The 16852-nt window shown below is 72.4% G+C and carries 18 protein-coding genes and 7 tRNA genes; 11 read left to right on the forward strand and 14 right to left on the reverse strand.

Going from position 1 to position 16852, the window contains the following annotated elements:
• Nucleotides 1-224 precede the first annotated feature (224 nt).
• A complete protein-coding gene (locus M1203_RS19635) occupies nt 225-956 on the forward strand; it encodes an exonuclease domain-containing protein (RefSeq protein ID WP_249951062.1) in 732 nt (243 codons plus the stop codon).
• 74 nt (nt 957-1030) lie between these two features.
• Here the strand turns inward: M1203_RS19635 and M1203_RS19640 are convergent.
• A tRNA-Val gene (locus tag M1203_RS19640) sits at nt 1031-1102 on the reverse strand.
• A 1873-nt stretch (nt 1103-2975) separates the two neighbouring features.
• Here M1203_RS19640 and M1203_RS39230 point away from each other — a divergent pair.
• Nucleotides 2976-3719, forward strand: coding sequence for an SCO7613 C-terminal domain-containing membrane protein (locus M1203_RS39230; protein WP_374403545.1), 744 nt, complete (start codon nt 2976-2978; stop codon nt 3717-3719).
• 59 nt (nt 3720-3778) lie between these two features.
• Here the strand turns inward: M1203_RS39230 and M1203_RS19650 are convergent.
• Nucleotides 3779-3850 (reverse strand) — tRNA-Val (locus tag M1203_RS19650).
• Nucleotides 3851-3904: 54 nt separating this feature from the next.
• Nucleotides 3905-4306 carry a TIGR02611 family protein gene (locus M1203_RS19655; RefSeq protein ID WP_374403547.1) on the reverse strand — a complete coding sequence of 134 codons (402 nt, stop codon included), beginning with the start codon at nt 4304-4306 and terminating at the stop codon, nt 3905-3907.
• 271 nt (nt 4307-4577) lie between these two features.
• Here M1203_RS19655 and M1203_RS19660 point away from each other — a divergent pair, with 271 nt between their 5' ends.
• Together M1203_RS19660 and M1203_RS19665 are read left to right on the forward strand one after the other, a co-directional pair.
• Nucleotides 4578-4991, forward strand: coding sequence for an SsgA family sporulation/cell division regulator (locus M1203_RS19660; protein ID WP_003959770.1), 414 nt, complete (start codon nt 4578-4580; stop codon nt 4989-4991).
• 228 nt (nt 4992-5219) lie between these two features.
• Nucleotides 5220-5798 carry a CGNR zinc finger domain-containing protein gene (locus M1203_RS19665; protein ID WP_249951065.1) on the forward strand — a complete coding sequence of 193 codons (579 nt, stop codon included), beginning with the start codon at nt 5220-5222 and terminating at the stop codon, nt 5796-5798.
• Nucleotides 5799-5804: 6 nt separating this feature from the next.
• Here the strand turns inward: M1203_RS19665 and M1203_RS19670 are convergent, their stop codons facing one another.
• Both M1203_RS19670 and M1203_RS19675 read right to left on the reverse strand, forming a co-directional pair.
• Nucleotides 5805-5957 carry a hypothetical protein gene (locus M1203_RS19670; RefSeq protein WP_249951066.1) on the reverse strand — a complete coding sequence of 51 codons (153 nt, stop codon included), beginning with the start codon at nt 5955-5957 and terminating at the stop codon, nt 5805-5807.
• Nucleotides 5958-6162: 205 nt separating this feature from the next.
• Entirely contained in the window at nt 6163-6612 is a 450-nt protein-coding gene (locus tag M1203_RS19675) for a hypothetical protein (protein WP_249951303.1), read from the reverse strand.
• Between the two features lie 185 nt (nt 6613-6797).
• Between M1203_RS19675 and M1203_RS19680 the strand changes: the two genes are divergently transcribed.
• Nucleotides 6798-7310: a DsbA family protein gene (locus M1203_RS19680; RefSeq protein ID WP_249951067.1), complete on the forward strand. Its 513-nt coding sequence runs from the start codon at nt 6798-6800 to the stop codon at nt 7308-7310.
• A 198-nt stretch (nt 7311-7508) separates the two neighbouring features.
• Here the strand turns inward: M1203_RS19680 and M1203_RS19685 are convergent, their stop codons facing one another.
• The 3 genes from M1203_RS19685 to M1203_RS19695 form a co-directional block, all read right to left on the reverse strand.
• Nucleotides 7509-8348: a GNAT family N-acetyltransferase gene (locus M1203_RS19685; RefSeq protein ID WP_249951068.1), complete on the reverse strand. Its 840-nt coding sequence runs from the start codon at nt 8346-8348 to the stop codon at nt 7509-7511.
• Nucleotides 8349-8419: 71 nt separating this feature from the next.
• Nucleotides 8420-9241, reverse strand: coding sequence for an aminotransferase class IV (locus tag M1203_RS19690; RefSeq protein ID WP_249951069.1), 822 nt, complete (start codon nt 9239-9241; stop codon nt 8420-8422).
• On the reverse strand, nt 9242-10279 hold the full coding sequence (locus M1203_RS19695; protein ID WP_249951304.1) for a chorismate-binding protein: 1038 nt from the start codon (nt 10277-10279) through the stop codon (nt 9242-9244).
• Nucleotides 10280-10453: 174 nt separating this feature from the next.
• On the opposite strand from M1203_RS19695, the gene M1203_RS19700 reads away from it, so the two are divergent.
• The 5 genes from M1203_RS19700 (at nt 10454) to M1203_RS19720 (ending at nt 10903) form a co-directional block, all read left to right on the forward strand.
• Nucleotides 10454-10526, forward strand: a tRNA-Gly gene (locus tag M1203_RS19700).
• Between the two features lie 37 nt (nt 10527-10563).
• Nucleotides 10564-10637 (forward strand) — tRNA-Cys (locus M1203_RS19705).
• A gap of 1 nt (nt 10638) precedes the next feature.
• A tRNA-Val gene (locus M1203_RS19710) sits at nt 10639-10710 on the forward strand.
• A gap of 21 nt (nt 10711-10731) precedes the next feature.
• Nucleotides 10732-10803: transfer RNA gene (locus tag M1203_RS19715), tRNA-Val, on the forward strand.
• Nucleotides 10804-10831: 28 nt separating this feature from the next.
• Nucleotides 10832-10903, forward strand: a tRNA-Val gene (locus tag M1203_RS19720).
• Between the two features lie 80 nt (nt 10904-10983).
• On the opposite strand, the gene M1203_RS19725 is transcribed toward M1203_RS19720, so the two are convergent.
• The 4 genes from M1203_RS19725 to M1203_RS19740 form a co-directional block, all read right to left on the reverse strand.
• Nucleotides 10984-11292: a zf-TFIIB domain-containing protein gene (locus M1203_RS19725; protein WP_249951070.1), complete on the reverse strand. Its 309-nt coding sequence runs from the start codon at nt 11290-11292 to the stop codon at nt 10984-10986.
• A gap of 79 nt (nt 11293-11371) precedes the next feature.
• Nucleotides 11372-12457: a phosphotransferase family protein gene (locus tag M1203_RS19730; protein ID WP_374403439.1), complete on the reverse strand. Its 1086-nt coding sequence runs from the start codon at nt 12455-12457 to the stop codon at nt 11372-11374.
• 188 nt (nt 12458-12645) lie between these two features.
• Nucleotides 12646-12852, reverse strand: coding sequence for a hypothetical protein (locus tag M1203_RS19735; RefSeq protein WP_249951071.1), 207 nt, complete (start codon nt 12850-12852; stop codon nt 12646-12648).
• A gap of 222 nt (nt 12853-13074) precedes the next feature.
• Nucleotides 13075-13311, reverse strand: a complete 237-nt coding sequence (locus M1203_RS19740) for a hypothetical protein (RefSeq protein ID WP_249951306.1) — start codon at nt 13309-13311, stop codon at nt 13075-13077.
• Between the two features lie 205 nt (nt 13312-13516).
• Here M1203_RS19740 and M1203_RS19745 point away from each other — a divergent pair, with 205 nt between their 5' ends.
• A complete protein-coding gene (locus M1203_RS19745) occupies nt 13517-14737 on the forward strand; it encodes a serine/threonine-protein kinase (protein ID WP_249951307.1) in 1221 nt (406 codons plus the stop codon).
• Between the two features lie 13 nt (nt 14738-14750).
• On the opposite strand, the gene M1203_RS19750 is transcribed toward M1203_RS19745, so the two are convergent.
• Nucleotides 14751-15569, reverse strand: coding sequence for an RNA methyltransferase (locus M1203_RS19750; protein WP_249951072.1), 819 nt, complete (start codon nt 15567-15569; stop codon nt 14751-14753).
• Between the two features lie 45 nt (nt 15570-15614).
• Entirely contained in the window at nt 15615-16844 is a 1230-nt protein-coding gene (gene cobA / locus M1203_RS19755) for a uroporphyrinogen-III C-methyltransferase (protein WP_249951073.1), read from the reverse strand.
• Nucleotides 16845-16852 lie beyond the last annotated feature (8 nt).

The raw sequence follows: 16852 nt of genomic DNA on the forward strand, positions 1-16852 counted from the left end.
GGGCGCGACAGCGGACACTGCGCGTTCTGAATCGTACCGAGCCCGGCGGACGACACGCGAAATGGTTTGCCGGGAGAACGGCGGAGGGCCGCGGGCGGCGCCGCCCGCCGACTCCGTCACCGTACGGCGCCCACCGGACACGGCGCGTACCGGACGACCTGTCCGGGTATCCACTTTTCGGGCAGAGCCGGAACATCTGCCGCTCATGCGCGAGGAGTTCGGGAATGACGTGTTGGTACGAAGGGCCGCTGGCCGCATTCGACACCGAGACGACGGGGGTGGACGTCGAGGAGGACCGGATCGTTTCGGCCGCCCTGGTCGTCCAGGACATGGCGGGCGCCCGGCCGAGGGTGACGCGCTGGCTGATCGATCCGGGGGTGCCCGTGCCCCCGGCCGCCACCGAGGTGCATGGGCTCACGGATGATTTCCTGCACCGCAACGGCCGCTGGCCGGCCCCCGCGGTGGAGGAGATGGCGCGGGCGCTGGCCGCGCAGTGCGCGGCGGGCCGGCCGCTCGTGGTGATGGACGCGCCGTTCGATCTGACGGTCCTCGACCGTGAACTGCGCCGCCACCGCGCCTCGTCCCTCGCCGAGTGCTTACAGAACGTACCGCTGTGTGTGCTTGATCCCCTGGTCCTCGACAGCCATCTGGACCGCTATCGCAAGGGCGGCCGGGCGCTCGCCGACCTCTGCGCCCATTACGAGATCGAGTTGGACGGGGTAAGGGACGCGACCGGTGGCGAGCTGGCCGCGCAGGCGGCGCTCGACGTCGTGCGCGCGATCGGGCGGCGCTTCTCCGCACGGATGGAGCGGCTGAGCGCCACGGAGCTGCATACGCTCCAGGCCGTCTGGCACAGGGCGCAGTCCCGGGGGCAGCAGCCCTGGTTCTCGCGTGGCGAGGATTCGGCGGATCCGGCCTGGCCCCTGCGGCCCGAACTGCCCGCCGAGGCGGCCTGATCCGGAAGGCCGTCCCCTCCCGGGGCCGGAACGCGCGAAGGCCGGTCCGTCATCGACGGACCGGCCTTTCCCGGTGGGCGATACTGGGTTCGAACCAGTGACCTCTTCGGTGTGAACGAAGCGCTCTCCCACTGAGCTAATCGCCCGGGAACGGACTGAACCATACAGGTCCCCGCGGGCTTCCTTCAAACCGAATGGGACGTACTCACCCCCGTATCTGAGTACGCCTACCGATGGCGGACCGTGTGGCGCCGGACACACTCCCTGTCCATGGAGAACTTTCCGCCGCCCGCCCAGGAGCTGGCGATGATCGACCAGGAGCTGGTCCGACTCGACGCGCGCAGGGGCCAGTTGCTGGCACGCAGGGCCCAGTTGGTGAGTCTCCTCGCGCGGTCCGCGCCGCCGCCGTGGCCGTCCCCGCCCCTGGCGCCGCCCGGCCGGGGGCCGTCGTCCGCCCCGCGCTCCGCCACCGCGGAGATGCCCCCGCGCAGCGCGCAGAATGTGCTGCTCGCGCTGGGCGGGGTGCTGCTGACCGTCGCCGCCATCGCGTTCACTCTGGTCAGTTGGGGTCAGCTGAGCGTGGGCGGCCGGGCCGCGGTGCTGACGGTCGTCACGGTCGCGGCGCTGGCCGTTCCCGCGCTGCTGCTGCGCCGGGGGCTCGCCTCGACCGCGGAGGCGGTGGCCGCGTTCGGCCTGGCGCTGATGGTGCTGGACGCGTACGCGCTCCATGAGGTGGCGCTGCCCAGGACCGACGCCCTCCCCTATACGGCGGGCGCCGGCGCCGTGCTCGCCGCGCTCTGGGCCGGTTACGGAGCGGCGCTCGGCCGGCTCCGGCTTCCGCTGCCGGTAGCGGTGGTGACGGCCCAACTCCCGCTGTTTCTCGGCTCTCTGGCCGTCGAGGCGTCCGCGCTGACGACGGGCTGGGCGCTGCTGGTGACGGCCGCGCTGGACACCGCGCTCGCCCTGCGGCTGAAGCCGGGGACCGTACGGGCCGTCGCGGTCGTCGCCGCCTGTGTGACGTCGGGAGCGGCGCTGCTGACGGGTGGTTCGCTGTCGGTGGCGGCCGGGACACCGCTCGCCGCGGCCGGGCCCGGCGGGCTGCTGCTCGCGGCGGCGGCGCTCGGGCTGTTCGCGGCGTGGCGCGTGAACATGAACCGTATGGCGCCCGCGTGCGCGCTGGTGGCGGGTCTGGCGACGGTCGCGGCGGCGGGCGGCGAGGTCCGTACGGCCGTGCCGGACGGCTGGGCCGTGCTCGGGTATCTGCTGTGCGGCGTCGCGCTGTTGACGGTCGTACGGACCCGGCTGCCACGCGCGGTGGTCCGGGGTCTGGCCGGCGCGGCGGGGGCGGTGACGGCGGCGTCCGTCCTGTGGACGCTGCCCGCTCTCGCCGTGGTGCCGCTGGGCGCGCTGAGCCGGGTCACCACGATCTGGACGGGTGCTCCGGGCGGCGCCTGGGCGGCGGTCGGTATCGATCTTCCCTGGCCCCGGCAGCCGACGGCGCCGCTGGTGCTGCTGATCGCGGCGGCGGCGGCAGCGAGCGCGTACCGCCTGCCGCCGGGGGCAGGCGTCGGTCCTGGCCGGCGGTGGCGCGTCCCGGCGCTCCCCGGCGCCGTCGCGCTCGGCTGGGCCGCCGTTCTGGTGGCGCCGTCCGCGCTGGACCTGGGGTATCCGACGGCGGTGGCCGTGCCGCTGGTGCTGACGGCGGCCCTGCTGGCGGTCGTCGTGCGCCCGCGTGCTCGGGTGGGTACGGCGCTGACGGTGACCGCGCTGGTCTGCGCCCTGGCGGGCTCGGTCTCCGTGTCGCTGCTGTCCCTCGCCACCCGGACCGCGACGGTGACGGCGCTGGTGGCGCTGTGCGCGCTGTTCACGGGGGCGGCCATAGCCGGGCAGACCGTACGCGCGCCAGGCGCCGCAGCGGGCGCCCAGACGGCTTCACGGCCGTCACCGGCGGTGCGCGCGCTCCTCGCCTGCGTGGCTGTCGGGTACGCGACCGCGCTGGTGGCCGCGGCCTGCCCGGCCATGGGGCTGCCCGCCGAGCGCACCGCCCTCGCGCTCCTCGTCGTACCCGGCGCCGTGGCGCTGCTGGGCGCCCGGCTGCGCCGTCATCCGGTGGCGCCGGCGATCGAGCTGACCTCCGCCGGAGCCGCGGTGCTCGCCGTGGTCCTCGCCTCGGACCGGGGGCCCGTACTGGCGCTGGTGCTCGCGCTGTCCGGGGTGATCGCGGCGGGCACGGCGGTACGGACCGAGCGGCGGCGCGTGGCCGGGTACGCCGCGACCGCGCTCTTCGTCCTCGCCACCTGGGTGCGGCTGGCCTCGTCCGACGTATCGGCCCCCGAGGCGTACACGCTGCCGGTGACACTGCCCGCGCTCGCCGTCGGGCTGCTGCGGCGCCGGCGCGACCCGGAGGCCTCGTCGTGGACGGCGTACGGCCCCGGGCTGGCGGCGACTCTGCTGCCGAGCCTGCTGGCTGCCTGGGGCGATCCGGACTGGCCGAGGCCGCTGCTGCTCGGCCTGGCGGCGCTGGCGCTCACGCTCGCCGGGGCCCGGCTGAGGCTCCAGGCGCCGCTGGTGCTCGGCGGCGCGGTGCTCGCCCTGGACGCGCTGCACGAGCTGGCGCCGTACGTCGCGCAGATGGTGGGCCTCCTGCCGCGCTGGCTGCCACCGGCGCTGGCCGGGTCGCTGCTCCTCGCGGTGGGGGCGACCTACGAACAGCGTCTGCGGGATGCCCGCCGACTGCGCGGGACGCTGGGCCGGATGCGGTGAGCCGGGGAAACGACCGAGGCTCCGAAGACCTTGCCGGTCTTCGGAGCCTCGGTTCCGGGTGGGCGATACTGGGTTCGAACCAGTGACCTCTTCGGTGTGAACGAAGCGCTCTCCCACTGAGCTAATCGCCCGGCCGCACCGCACACATTACCCCATGTCAGGGGCGTCCCCGGACGCGTTCGGGGTCACTGGTCGATCTTCCACGGCATGACGATCCCGAACTTCCAGAGATAGATCCCGACCAGTACGGCGATGATCACCAGACCGATGGTGGTGAGGATGATGTTGCGCCGCCTGACCTTCGGGTCGAGTGCCTTCTGGGCCGCCTCGCTGACCTTGCGCCGGGTCCAGCGCAGCACCAACTGCGCCCAGACGAACTCGGTCGCCCAGATCGCCATTCCGGCGAAGATCACCAACCAGCCGGGCCCCGGCAGCACGAGCATGGAGATGCCCGCGATCACCACCGCGAGGCCGACCACGAACACGCCGACCTGCCAGCTCAGATGGAGTGTCCGCGACTTCTTGATGAATCGGGGCGCACGCGACCCGAGCTCACGCTCCGGGTCCGCCGTGCCACCCTCCGCCATGTCTCCCGCCACGTCCCCCGGTACGGGCCGCTCGGCCGTCGGCACCACGACATGCCCCCGCTCGTCACTCTCCGCATGCATGAGGCCCAACCTACCGGAATCACCCGCATCACCGGAATGGCCGTATAACCCGAAGTCACACACGGCCGTACGAGCTACCCGAAGAATCACAAAACAGACAGAGGGGTTTACAACGGCACCGTAGGTGGCATGTCGATTTCGCCGACGTGCGAATCCCCGAGCGCACACTGAGCGAAAGGCCCTGGCGCTTATGAACACCACGGTCAGCTGCGAGCTGCACCTGCGCCTCGTTGTATCGAGCGAGTCCTCACTGCCTGTACCCGCGGGCCTCCGGTATGACACGGCCGATCCCTATGCCGTGCACGCCACCTTCCACACCGGAGCCGAAGAGACGGTCGAGTGGGTCTTCGCCCGCGACCTTCTCGCCGAGGGGCTGCATCGGCCCACCGGCACCGGCGACGTCAGAGTCTGGCCGTCCCGCAGTCACGGTCAGGGCGTCGTCTGCATCGCACTGAGCTCCCCAGAGGGCGAAGCGCTGCTTGAGGCCCCGGCGCGGGCCCTGGAGTCGTTCCTCAAGCGGACCGACGCCGCGGTGCCACCCGGCACCGAGCATCGTCACTTCGATCTCGATACGGAGCTCTCACACATCCTGGCCGAGAGCTGAGCCAGGCAGAGAGCTGCACGGCGCCGTCCGACTCGGGGAGACGGCGCCGCGCGGACAACCGCATACGGAGGACACCGGCGCCGTCGCCGCGGAACCCACCGCGACGACGGCGCCGGTGCGTGCCCTCCGGCGCGTTCCCTGCGTAGCCGAGCCCCGTCCGACGCGGTCAGCGACTAAAGTCGGCGGGATTCGGCGGGCACCGGCCCGCGGCAGGCCAGGGAGCGGATCGTGCTGATTCCACACGACACCCGGATCGCCCTCGACACCGTTGTCGATCTGGTGAACACCGCACCGGAGGAGGATTCGGGCGGCGTCGGCAGTACGGACGGTCTCGGGGACGTCGAGGCGCTGTACGCATTCGTACGGACCCATGACATCAGCGGAGTGGGCAATGATCTCGGCAACCGCGATCTGCGGGCCGTACTGGACGTACGGGCCCGGTTCGCCGAGGTCTTCGAGGCGCCGGACGCGCGCTCCGCGGCCGATCTGATCAATCAGCTGGTGGCCGCCGCGGGGACGACGCCGCAGCTGACCGATCACGACGGCTACGACTGGCATGTGCACTACTTCGCGCCGGGCGCCTCCGTCGCCGATCATCTCGCCGCCGACTGCGGCATGGCACTGGCCTTCATGGTCGTGGCCGGGGAACAGGAACGGCTGCGCCGCTGCGAGGCCCCGGACTGCGGGCACGCGTTCGTCGACCTGTCGCGGAACCGCTCGCGCCGTTACTGCGACAGCCGCACCTGCGGCAACCGACTGCATGTGGCCGCGTACCGGGCGCGCCGCAAGGAAGCGGCGGCCGGCTGACGGCGCTCACAGCAGAAAGAGATCGTGCACCGCCGCCATCAGCAGCAGCGAGCCGATCACCGCCAGGAAGATCATCAACGGCGGCTGGGAGAGCGCGAACAGACAACCGCGCTGCTCATCGGTGGGTGCGGGGGGTTCACCCCGTGAGGTATCGAGCATCTCGGGGCGATCATGACGTACCCCGAACCGGGCTGTTGACCAACACGCGTCCTCGGGGCGGGAGTTCATCATATTCCGTGGAAAACATCCCCGAAATCCCGCCGAATCCCGCCTCACCTGCGATGCTGCCCCGCATTCCCGGAATCGGGGAGGGCGCTCCGGCCGGCTCGTGAGGCCTGGATGCGGACCTCATGCCGGAGGGGTACTAGATGCCGTGCTTCTTGAGGATGGCCTCGATGTCGCTGAAGTCGTCACCCGGCTTCGCCGCGGGCTGCTTGGCCTTGGGCTGAGCGGCCGGCCGGGTGCCGGGGCCCAGTGAGGGCGCGGACGCGGCGGGTTCGACCGCTGCTTCCTGGCGCGCGGCCTTCGCCGCGGCCCTGCGCTCCTTGCGCGTACCACCGCGCCGGCGCTCCACCGCCCGGGTCGTCATGAAGAGCAGCCACGCGACCGCGAGGACCGCGAAGCCCGCCCACGCCGTCGGGCTGAAGGCCGTGTTGGCGGCCCACTTCACGATGCCGGTCATCGCCAGTGCCACCGGCACCAGCGCATAGGCGGCGATGCGCGCCGCGGCGAGGAAGCGCTTCCGGTACGCCGTGACCGCGGCGATACCCAGGCCCGCTGCTGACACCGCTGCGCAAATGGTCTCGGCAATCATCAGGTCCTCCTGGCAGAGCGCTTCATCGGCGAACACTTCTCGCTCTCCATCCTGCACCTCGCGACCCGGTAGGGCCACGGTGCGGGGCGAGGCCGGGCGGATCTGGGGGAGATCTCCGGGACGGGCTCCTCCCCAGGTCCCAGCTCCCGGTCGGCCGGGGTACGCCGAGCTGGGAGACTGGTCCCATGAACGAATCCCCCGCCGGCCGCCCCGTCGTCCTCGACGTCTGGTGCGAGCTCCAGTGCCCCGACTGCCACCGAGCCCTGGACGATCTGCGCGCGCTGCGCGCCCGTTACGGGGACCGGCTGGAGGTGCGGCTGCGGCATTTCCCGCTGGACAAGCACAAGCACGCGTACGCCGCCGCGCAGGCCGCCGAGGAAGCCGCGGAGCAGGGGCGCGGCTGGCCGTACGTCGAAGCCGTACTGGCCAGGACGGCGGAGCTGGCGGACAGGGGGGAGCCCGTCCTGCTGGAGGTGGCGCGCGAGCTGGGGCTGGACGCCGAGGAGTTCGACACCGCGCTGATCGACGGCAGGCACCTCCTGGCCGTCGACGCCGATCAGGCCGAGGGCAAGGCGATCGGCGTCACCGGCACCCCGACGTATGTCATCGGTGACGAGCGGCTGGACGGCGGCAAGAGCCAGGAGGGGCTGCGCGGGCGCATCGAGGAGATCGCGGACCGGCTGCTGGCGAGCGCTTAGGGCCTGTCCGGCGGATCTTCGTGGATCAGCCCGCGGCGTCTGGTGCCGTGCATCGCAAGGCGGAGGATCGTCCTCGTAGCGGAGCTACTTGGGCGACTCCGACAACGCGGCGAGGCGCGGTGCCAGGCGTCGCGGGCCCGCGAAGATCCGCCGGACAGGCCCTAGGTCTGTCCGGCCCCCTGGTCTCCGGTGCGGCGCTCAGAGCAGTGGTTTGAAGAAGTTGAGGTTCGTGGTGGCGTAGTGGAGCGATTCGTACAGCCGGATCGCCGGGGTGTTGTTGGCGAACACGTGCAGCCCCAGCAGGCTGTCCCCGGTCTCCAGCGCCGTCCGCTCGGCGAGCAGCATCAGCGCGCGGCCGTACCCCTTGCCGCGCTGGTCCTCGGACACCGCCACGTCGTACACCCAGGAACCCCACTCGCCCGGCCGCACCTCGCGCGGCCCGACCCACACATGGCCGACGACGGTTCCCGCGTGGACGAGGACGCTGATCGAGACGCCGGGAGTGGCCAGGCGCTCGGGGAGGTTCTCGCGGTGACTCGCCTCCGCCTTGGCGCGGGCCTGCTCGGGCGGCACACCCCTGGCCATCCAGTTGCGCGCGTAGTCGTCGAGGGTCCCCGCCTCCCAGACCGCGTACTCCGCGTCGTTCATCGAACGGACCTCGACATCCGCCGGAAGGTCCGGAGCCCGGGACGGCACCGCCTTGTCCATGTTGCGGCTGCGCTCGATGTAGCCCAGGGACTCCAGCATGCGAAGGGCGGGGGCCGCGTCGGGCGGTACGGAGGCCAGCACCTGGCCGCAGCCCCAGCCGCGCAGCACCTCCTCGGCGGCGAGCGCGGCGACGGTCCCCCGGCCGCGTCTGCGATCGGGCTCGTCGATGCTCAGGGCCTGGATGGTCCCGGCCGTGTGACCGAAGCCGGCTTCCGTGCCGAGTTCGATCGTGCCGACGCGGCGGCTGTTCACGCAGACTTCGTAGGAGCGTGACTTCCCGCCGTCATCGGCCTGCTGAAGCGGCCCGGTCGGCCGCAGGGTGGTGGTCATCAGGGGAGTTGTACCCGTCGCACGGCGCGGAGTCATCCGCTTTTCGGACCGGCCGCGCCGCTCACCGGTCCTCAGGGATCCAGATCTGCGCCGGCCCGCTCCTCGAAGACGCGCATCGCCTTGGTGGTCACCGGCCCCGGCGTGGCGGGCAGTTGACGGTCGTCAACGCGGTGGACCGCCTGTACGTCGCGCAGCGTGGAGGTCAGGAAGATCTCGTCCGCGCGCTCCAGGGCGTCCAGCGGCAGATCCGTCTCATGGGCACCGCACCACTCGACCGTCAGGGCCCGGGTGATGCCGGCGAGGCAGCCGGACGCGAGCGGTGGGGTGTGCAGCTCGCCGTCGAGGACGACGAAGACGTTGGAGCCCGTCCCCTCGCAGAGCGCGCCGACGGTATTGGCGAACAGCGCCTCGCTCGCGCCGTGTTCCCGCGCCCTCGCGAGGGCGACGACATTCTCCGCGTACGAGGTGGTCTTGAGGCCGGTCACCGCGCCGCGTTCGTTACGCGTCCACGGGACGGTGATGGCCGCCGTGGTGTCGGGGCGGCGCTTCGTCCCGCCGACGGCGACGACCAGGGTCGGGCCCGCCTCGCCCCGGTCGGAGCCGAGCGGGGAGAGTCCGCCGGTGTAGGTGATCCGCAGCCGTCCCAGGTCCACCGGGTTGGCGTCGAGAACGGCGGCGCAGGCGCGGCGTACCTCGTCGAGATCCGGCTCCACCAGCCCGAGCCCGCGGGCGGAGCGGGCCAGCCTGTCCAGATGGCGGGTGAGGGCGAAGGGCCGGCCCTGGACGGTCTTGACCGTCTCGAAGATGCCGTCCCCCACGGTCAGTCCATGATCGAGCACGGACACCAGGGCGCCTTCGGCCGTGTGCAGTCCGCCGTTGACCCAGATCTTCATCTACCCGGTCCTTCCGCTCGCTTCGTACGCGCCCGACGCTATCGCGAGCAGCCGGGCGGCCTTCAGCTCGGTCTCCGCCCACTCCCCCTCGGGGTCGGATCCCCAGGTGATGCCCGCTCCGGCGCCGAAGCGCAGGACGGGTCCCGGGGCTGTGTCGCGGTCGATCCAGAAGGTACGGATCCCGACCGCGAGCGCTGCCGTGCCGCGGTCGGCGTCGACCCAGCCGATACCGCCGCAGTAGGGGCCGCGCGGGGCGGTCTCCAGCTCTTCGATGATCCGCAGGGCGCTGGACTTGGGGGCGCCGCTGACCGAGCCGGGCGGGAACGTGGCGGACAGCAGCTCCGGCCAGCCCGCCTTCCCGCCGAGCTCGCCCCGTACGGTCGAGACGAGATGGACCAGCCCGGGGTGCGGTTCGACCGCGCAGAGCGCGGGGACCGTCACGGATCCGGTGGCGCAGACGCGGCCCAGGTCATTGCGGACGAGGTCCACGATCATCACGTTCTCGGCGTAGTCCTTCTCCAGCAACTCACCGGCGGTACGGGCGGTGCCCTTGATCGGCCCGGACTCGACGGTCCGGCCGGCCGTGCTCAGATACAGCTCGGGCGAGGCGGTCGCGATCTCCACGCCGTGCTCGGGCAGCCGGATCGTTCCGGCGTACGGAGCGGGGTTGTCGCGCGCGAGCAGCGACGTCAGCGCGTCGACATCGGCCGTGTCGGGAGCGGGCAGCGGCGCGGAGAGCACCCGGCAGAGGTTGACCTGATAGACATCGCCCGCCGCGATGTACTCGCGGATCCGGCGCACGCCCTTGGTGTACTCGTCGCGGTCGAGCGACGACGTCCAGTCACCGGCGGCGGGCCCCCGCCACTTTCCCGGCACCGGCGCGGGCACCGGTTCCGTCCGCACCTCATCGAAGCGAGCGCAGGTGAGACGGCCCTCGAAGTCCGCGGCGACGGCCCAGAACCCGGCGGAGTCGAGCGCTTCCGGATCATGGGTGACATCCCGCAGACCGAAGGCGACGAGGCCGCCGAAGCGGGCCATAGGAGCGAGGTCGTGCACGCTTGCGAGTCTAGAACAGCCTCCGTTGGGCCGCTCCGTGCTGAACGTACGGCGAACGCACCCCAGCACGCTGCGGAAACGCGTTTTTGTGCTGGCCCCGGAATCCGCTAGAGTTCAACACGTCGCCGGGCCGTACGAACGGGCCGGAAACGATACGCGGACGTAGCTCAGTTGGTAGAGCGCAACCTTGCCAAGGTTGAGGTCGCCAGTTCGAACCTGGTCGTCCGCTCGAATATGGGGGATCCTTCCCGAACCCCCGTACTCCTGGTGGAGTGGCCGAGAGGCGAGGCAACGGCCTGCAAAGCCGTCTACACGGGTTCAAATCCCGTCTCCACCTCCAAGGACGATTAGCTCAGCGGGAGAGCGCTTCCCTGACACGGAAGAGGTCACTGGTTCAATCCCAGTATCGTCCACTGGATCCATCCGGATTCCCCGCGCGATTAGCTCAGCGGGAGAGCGCTTCCCTGACACGGAAGAGGTCACTGGTTCAATCCCAGTATCGCGCACGCAGTGCAGTACACGCGGGTCCCACCTGCGCGATTAGCTCAGCGGGAGAGCGCTTCCCTGACACGGAAGAGGTCACTGGTTCAATCCCAGTATCGCGCACCGATCGAAGCCCCCGGCCGTCTCCATGGCCGGGGGCTTCGTCATGTGCTTGTCGTGATCTCGTGTCTCACTCTCGTGTCTCAGGAGGAGAAGAGCATCCGTCCGAAGCTCTTCTGGCGGTGGTGCCCGCCATGGTGGCCTCCGTAATGGCCGCCGCCGTGCTGAGGCGCTCCCCAGGCGGGGGCGGGGGCGGCGGGGTACGCCTGCGGGGGCGGGGGCGGGGCCTGCTGTACGGGCGGCGTCGGCTGCGACCACTGCGACTCCAGGCGGGTCAGGGACTCCAGCTCGCCGTAGTCGAGGAAGATCCCCCGGCAGCCGCTGCACTGCTCGATCTGGACACCGTTGCGGTTGTATGTGTGCATCGCCGCGTGGCACTTGGGACACTGCATGGTCTGCTCGCTCCTCGCCATTCGTCAGGCGTCGCCGTAACGCGCTCCCGGCGGCCGTGTGTTCATCGTATGCCTCACCCTACGACGACGCCCCGGGCGCCAACTCGGTTGCGAGGTCCGCGATCCGCGTACAGGCCTCGATCATCAGCATGTCGGCCTCGTCCGGATCCCGGCCCTCCGCGCCGGACTTGGCGAGGGCCAGCGCGGCGGTCTGCACGGTGAGGGCGCGGGCCGGGACATCCAGCCGGGGCCAGGGATCCGCGTCGGGGGCGGCGGGCACGGCGGGGCCGCGCGCGGACCGGTAGGCGCCGAGGAAGCGCAGCCAGGTCTCGGCGGGCAGCAGTCCCGCGGCGTACCAGGCGGCGGGGCGGGCCAAGTCCCAGGCCGGGTCGCCGAGTCCGAGGTCGTCGACATCGATGAGCAGCCAGGGGCCGTCGGGGGCCGGGTGGCGTACGAGCTGGCCGAGGTGCAGATCGCCGTGGCAGAGCGCGTACGGTCCCGGCGCGCGCGCCTCACCACGGGCCCAGGCGGGCAGGCGCTGCCAGGCGCGCTCCACGGGTCCGGCGGCGGGGTGCGGTCCCGCGGCGCGCATCCGGGCGACGGCGCGGGCGGCCTTGGCGGGTCCCCGCATGGCCGGTAGCCGGTGGCCGGAGCCCGAGCCGGCCGGAGGTACCGCTGGTACCGCTCCTGCTCCCGCCGGGGCTTCGGCTCCCGCAGTGACTCCCGCCTCGGCCTCGGACTCGGCCACGGCTTCGGACAGTGCGGCGAGCGGCAGGGCGTGCAGCCTGGCGATGAGGGTGCCGGCCTGCTCCCAGGGGGCGGCGTCGGGGTCGGCGGGGTCGACCGGGGCGCCGTACGGCCATGCGGTCACCGGACGGCCGAGCAGTTCCTCGGCGGCGGCCTGCAGCGGCGGCAGCAGAACCCCGGCGAGCAGGGGATGCGCGGCGACGGCGAGCCTGACGCGGTGCCCGGCCGGGTCCGTACCGTCGGCGTGGACCTTGGCGACGACCTCGCCGTGCCGTACGACCGTCCCGTCCGGCCGGTCGGCGAGCACGGTGCTCCCCCGGCCGCAGCCCCGACAGCCCGCCGGGTCCGCGGCGCGCACCGCCGGGTGGGCGGTGTCGCGGGCCACGAGGCCCAGGGCGCGTACGACGGATGTGGTCACGAAGGCCCCCCGGATGCGTGGTGTTCCGTGCCGAGCGTACGGCGGCGGAACCGGGCCCGGACAGCGCGATGGCCGGTCAGCTCCCCAGCTGACCGGCCAAACGCTGCCGTCCGCCGCACCCCCGTCCCCACGGGGTTGTTGGCCGGATGTCCCCGACCCGGGCCGCTCTCCCGGATCCGAAGCGCCGCTCAGCGCCCCAGCATCACGCCCACGGACGACGCTTGTGTCACCACTGCCTCCCAGCCGCCGAAGGCGACCACCAGCAGGGCTGCCAGAGGAAGGACCATGGCGGTCGCCACCAGGGGGTGGCGGGTGCCGGACCGACGCCCGCCGAACGCGGCGAACGCCCTGCGTCCTTGCGTACGGATCATCGCCCGCGATGCCGTGTCCGCCATGGTCCCTCTCCTGTCCTGTTTCGAAAGCGGCGAGTGTCCGACCTCGGGGGACGAGTACCGCACCCGCCGCTTGACCTCAACATTAGGGATCCGGCGGGACCCGGTCGTCATGCCCGCGTACCGATTGCCGGGCCTCCCGGAGGATGAGCCGGACGCCGGTCATGTACTCCCCTGGGTGGAGAGGGGCGTCCGGACCCCCGGGTCATCCCCGAAGGGACGCTCCTAGGAGCGCTCCGAGGACTCCACCCGGGGCATCGGCTGCTCGACCAGCGCGAGCACCCGCGTGGCCATGAACCGCGCCGTTCTGACCACCCCTCCACTGCGGGTGACTTCGCTCACTTCCACCACTCCCCGGCGCACCGCGGTCTCCACCCTGCGGCCCGCCCGGCTCGCCACCACTTCGTAGGTCCGTGTCGTGTCCCCCGCGTCCACGACTATCTCCACCCGGTCACCCTTCACGATCCAATCCCCCTTCTGCGTCAGACCTTTGAGATCACGCACGGGTCGGAGGACCTGGGCTCCGCCGCTCCCCTGACCACCACTCAAGTTTCCCACCCAGCACTGACAATCGGTCGGTGCGCGAGGGCGCGGCCTATGAGCGCGCCGGGGCGCGGGTACGTAAGCTGTGCCACGTCACACGGACGACCGGGCAGCGGGGATGGACATGGCGATGATGCGGCTCCGGCGCGAGGACCCGCGTGTCGTCGGCTCGTTCAGGATCCACCGGCGGCTGGGCGCCGGCGGGATGGGGGTCGTGTATCTGGGCTCCGACCGGCGTGGTCAGCGCGTCGCGTTGAAGGTGATCCGGCCGGATCTGGCCGAGGATCAGGAGTTCCGGTCGCGGTTCGCCCGCGAGGTCTCCGCCGCGCGGCGGATCCGGGGCGGCTGTACGGCACGGCTGGTGGCCGCGGATCTGGACGCGGACCGCCCGTGGTTCGCCACCCAGTATGTGCCGGGCCCCTCGCTGCACGACAAGGTCAACGAGGAGGGTCCGCTCTGCGCGGCCGAGGTCGCCTCGGTGGGTGCCGCGCTCTCCGAGGGGCTGGTGGCCGTCCACGAGGCGGGCGTCGTACACCGTGATCTCAAGCCGTCGAACATCCTGCTCTCGCCCAAGGGCCCGCGCATCATCGACTTCGGCATCGCCTGGGCGACGGGCGCGAGCACGCTGACGCATGTCGGCACGGCGGTCGGATCACCCGGCTTCCTCGCACCGGAGCAGGTGCGCGGCGCGGCGGTCACCCCGGCCACGGACGTGTTCTCGCTGGGCGCCACGCTCGCGTATGCGGCGACCGCCGACTCCCCGTTCGGGCACGGCAGTTCCGAGGTCATGCTCTACCGGGTGGTCCACGAGGAGGCTCATCTCCAAGGGATGCCGGACGCGCTCGCCCCGCTGGTGCGGGCCTGTCTGGCCAAGGACCCGGAGGAGCGTCCCAGCACGCTCCAGCTGTCGATGCGGCTCAAGGAGATCGCGGCGCGGGAGGCCCAAGGGCTCTCGGAGAGCCGGCCGCCCGTACAGCGGACGCGGAACGGGCAGGAACTGACGACCGGGCGGCTCACCGAGCGTTATACGGAGCGGGCCGTCGGACCCGGCGCGCCGGGTCGGGCACCGGGAGCCTCCGGCGGCCCGGCATCGCGTCCCGGGCCCTCCCGGAGCACCGGCTCCTCCCCCCGTACCGGTGGTTCCTCCCCCCGCAACGGCTCACCGCGCCCTCCGCGGTCCGGCGGGGCCTCCCGTACGGGCAGCGGCCGACCGAAGCCGGGGCCGCGAACGAGCTCGGGCAGGCTACGGCCCGCCAACCCCCGCCTGCTGCGGCAGCGGCTGATCGTCTTCGTCGTCGTGACGCTGATCGTCGCGCTGGGCATCGCGGCGGCCCAGCAGCTCTGAGCGCCGTGACCCGTCAGCTCTCCGGGCGGCCCGTCGTGACCGCGTAGAAGGCGACCGCCGCCGCCGCGCCGACGTTCAGCGAGTCCACGCCGTGCGCCATGGGGATCCGGACCCAGGCATCGGCGGCGCCGAGCGCCGGCCCGGACAGCCCGGCGCCCTCCGCGCCCAGCATCAGCGCGACCCGCTCCAGCCGGTGCGGAGCGGCCTCGTCCATCGGTACCGCCCGCTCGTCGGGGGTGAGCGCCAGCAGCGGGAAGCCTGCCGCCCGTACCGTGTCCAGCGCCCGGGGCCAGCCGTCGAGCCGGGCGTACGGCACGGAGAACACCGCGCCCATCGAGACCTTCACCGAGCGGCGGTAGAGCGGATCCGCGCAGTCCGGGGAGAGCAGGACGGCGTCCATGCCGAGAGCCGCGGCGCTGCGGAAGATCGCGCCGATATTGGTGTGGTCGTTGACCGCCTCCATGACGGCGACGCGGCGAGCCGTACGGAGCACCTCGTCCACCGTGGGCAGCGGCTTACGGGCCATGGAGGCGAGGGCGCCGCGGTGCACGTGATAGCCGGTGACCCGCTCGGCCAGCTCCGGACCGACCGCGTACACCGGGGCCGCGACCTCGTCGATGATGTCCCGCATGGTGTCGACCCACTTGGCCGAGAGCAGCATCGACCGCATGGGGTAGCCGGCCTGGCCGGCCCGGCGGATGACCTTCTCGCCCTCGGCGATGAACAGCCCTTCGGCCGGCTCGCGCCTGCGGCGCAGCTCGACATCGGTCAGGCCGGTGTAGTCGCGCAGGCGCGGGTCGTCGGGGTCGTCGATGGTGATGAGTTCAGCCACGGGGTGACACTGCCTTGTCAGATGGGTGGTGTGCGGGACGGCCGGCTACTTGTTGTCCCCCAGGGCGACGACCTCGCCGATCACGATGACGGCCGGGGGCCGGACCTCCTCGGTCCGCACGACCTCGGCGACCGTCGCGAGCGTGGCGTCGACCCGTCGCTGCGAGGCCGTGGTGCCTTCCTGCACCAGGGCGACCGGGGTCTCCGGGGCCCTGCCGTGCGCCACGAGCGCCTGGGCGATCGCGCCGATCTTGTCCACGGCCATCAGGAGCACGAGCGTGCCACGGAGCCGGGCGAGCGCGGCCCAGTCGACCAGCGAGCGGTCGTCGTCGGGGGCGACATGCCCGCTGACGACGGTGAACTCATGCGCCACCCCACGGTGCGTGACGGGGATTCCGACCGCTCCCGGCACGCTGATGGAGCTGGAGATACCGGGCACGACGGTGCACGGGATACCGGCCGCGGCCAGCGCGTGCGCCTCCTCCATCCCCCGCCCGAACACGAACGGGTCGCCCCCCTTGAGCCGGACCACGGCCTTGCCCGCCTTGGCGTGCTCGATCAGCGCGTCGTTGATCGCCTCCTGGGCCATGGCACGGCCGTACGGGATCTTCGCCGCGTCGATCACCTCAACGTGCGGCGGTAGTTCGTCCAGCAGATCGCGCGGGCCGAGACGGTCGGCGATCACGACATCCGCCTCGGCGAGGAGCCTGCGGCCGCGCACGGTGATCAGGTCCGGGTCGCCGGGGCCGCCGCCGACGAGGGCGACGCCGGGGGTGCGGCTTCGACGGTGCGGGGCGGCGAGCGTGCCGTCCCGCAGCCCCTCGACGATGGCGTCCCGCACGGCGGCGGAGCGGCGCGGGTCACGCCCGGTGAGCACGGCGACGGTAAGGCCCTCGCTGCGGCCGGTGGCGGGCGTCCAGGCGGTGGCGGCGTCCGCGTCGTCGCTGCGTACGCACCAGACGCGAAGGCGCTCCGCTTCGGCGGACGCGGTGCGGTTGGCGTGCTCGTCGCTGGACGCGACCAGCACGTACCAGGCGTCGGCGAGGTCGCCCTCCTCGTAGCGGCGGCGCTCCCAGCGGATCTCGCCGGCCGCTGCCATGGCCTCGACGGAGGGGGTGGCGGACGGCGACACCAGCACGATGTCCGCGCCGGCCGCGATGAGCGCGGGCAGCCGGCGCTGCGCGACCTGCCCGCCGCCGACGACGACGACGCGCCGCCCGGCGAGGCGGAGTCCGACGGGGTAGGCGGGGTGCGAGTGCTCGGCGTGCTCGGGCATGTGGGTGG

Source organism: Streptomyces sp. 35G-GA-8 (assembly GCF_023534745.1).
Lineage (GTDB): Bacteria > Actinomycetota > Actinomycetes > Streptomycetales > Streptomycetaceae > Streptomyces.

What these genes read in the sequence shown, in the direction of transcription:
- M1203_RS19660 (WP_003959770.1), top strand. Translation starts at nt 4,578, where the DNA reads ATGAACACCACGGTCAGCTGCGAGCTGCACCTGCGCCTCGTTGTATCG.
- M1203_RS19675 (WP_249951303.1), bottom strand. Translation starts at nt 6,612, where the DNA reads ATGATTGCCGAGACCATTTGCGCAGCGGTGTCAGCAGCGGGCCTGGGT.
- M1203_RS39230 (WP_374403545.1), top strand. Translation starts at nt 2,976, where the DNA reads ATGGGGCTGCCCGCCGAGCGCACCGCCCTCGCGCTCCTCGTCGTACCC.
- M1203_RS19655 (WP_374403547.1), bottom strand. Translation starts at nt 4,306, where the DNA reads ATGGCGGAGGGTGGCACGGCGGACCCGGAGCGTGAGCTCGGGTCGCGT.
- M1203_RS19690 (WP_249951069.1), bottom strand. Translation starts at nt 9,241, where the DNA reads ATGAAGATCTGGGTCAACGGCGGACTGCACACGGCCGAAGGCGCCCTG.
- M1203_RS19735 (WP_249951071.1), bottom strand. Translation starts at nt 12,852, where the DNA reads ATGGCGGACACGGCATCGCGGGCGATGATCCGTACGCAAGGACGCAGG.
- M1203_RS19695 (WP_249951304.1), bottom strand. Translation starts at nt 10,279, where the DNA reads ATGGCCCGCTTCGGCGGCCTCGTCGCCTTCGGTCTGCGGGATGTCACC.
- M1203_RS19725 (WP_249951070.1), bottom strand. Translation starts at nt 11,292, where the DNA reads ATGCAGTGTCCCAAGTGCCACGCGGCGATGCACACATACAACCGCAAC.
- M1203_RS19680 (WP_249951067.1), top strand. Translation starts at nt 6,798, where the DNA reads ATGAACGAATCCCCCGCCGGCCGCCCCGTCGTCCTCGACGTCTGGTGC.
- cobA (WP_249951073.1), bottom strand. Translation starts at nt 16,844, where the DNA reads ATGCCCGAGCACGCCGAGCACTCGCACCCCGCCTACCCCGTCGGACTC.
- M1203_RS19670 (WP_249951066.1), bottom strand. Translation starts at nt 5,957, where the DNA reads ATGCTCGATACCTCACGGGGTGAACCCCCCGCACCCACCGATGAGCAG.
- M1203_RS19685 (WP_249951068.1), bottom strand. Translation starts at nt 8,348, where the DNA reads ATGACCACCACCCTGCGGCCGACCGGGCCGCTTCAGCAGGCCGATGAC.
- M1203_RS19635 (WP_249951062.1), top strand. Translation starts at nt 225, where the DNA reads ATGACGTGTTGGTACGAAGGGCCGCTGGCCGCATTCGACACCGAGACG.
- M1203_RS19745 (WP_249951307.1), top strand. Translation starts at nt 13,517, where the DNA reads ATGGCGATGATGCGGCTCCGGCGCGAGGACCCGCGTGTCGTCGGCTCG.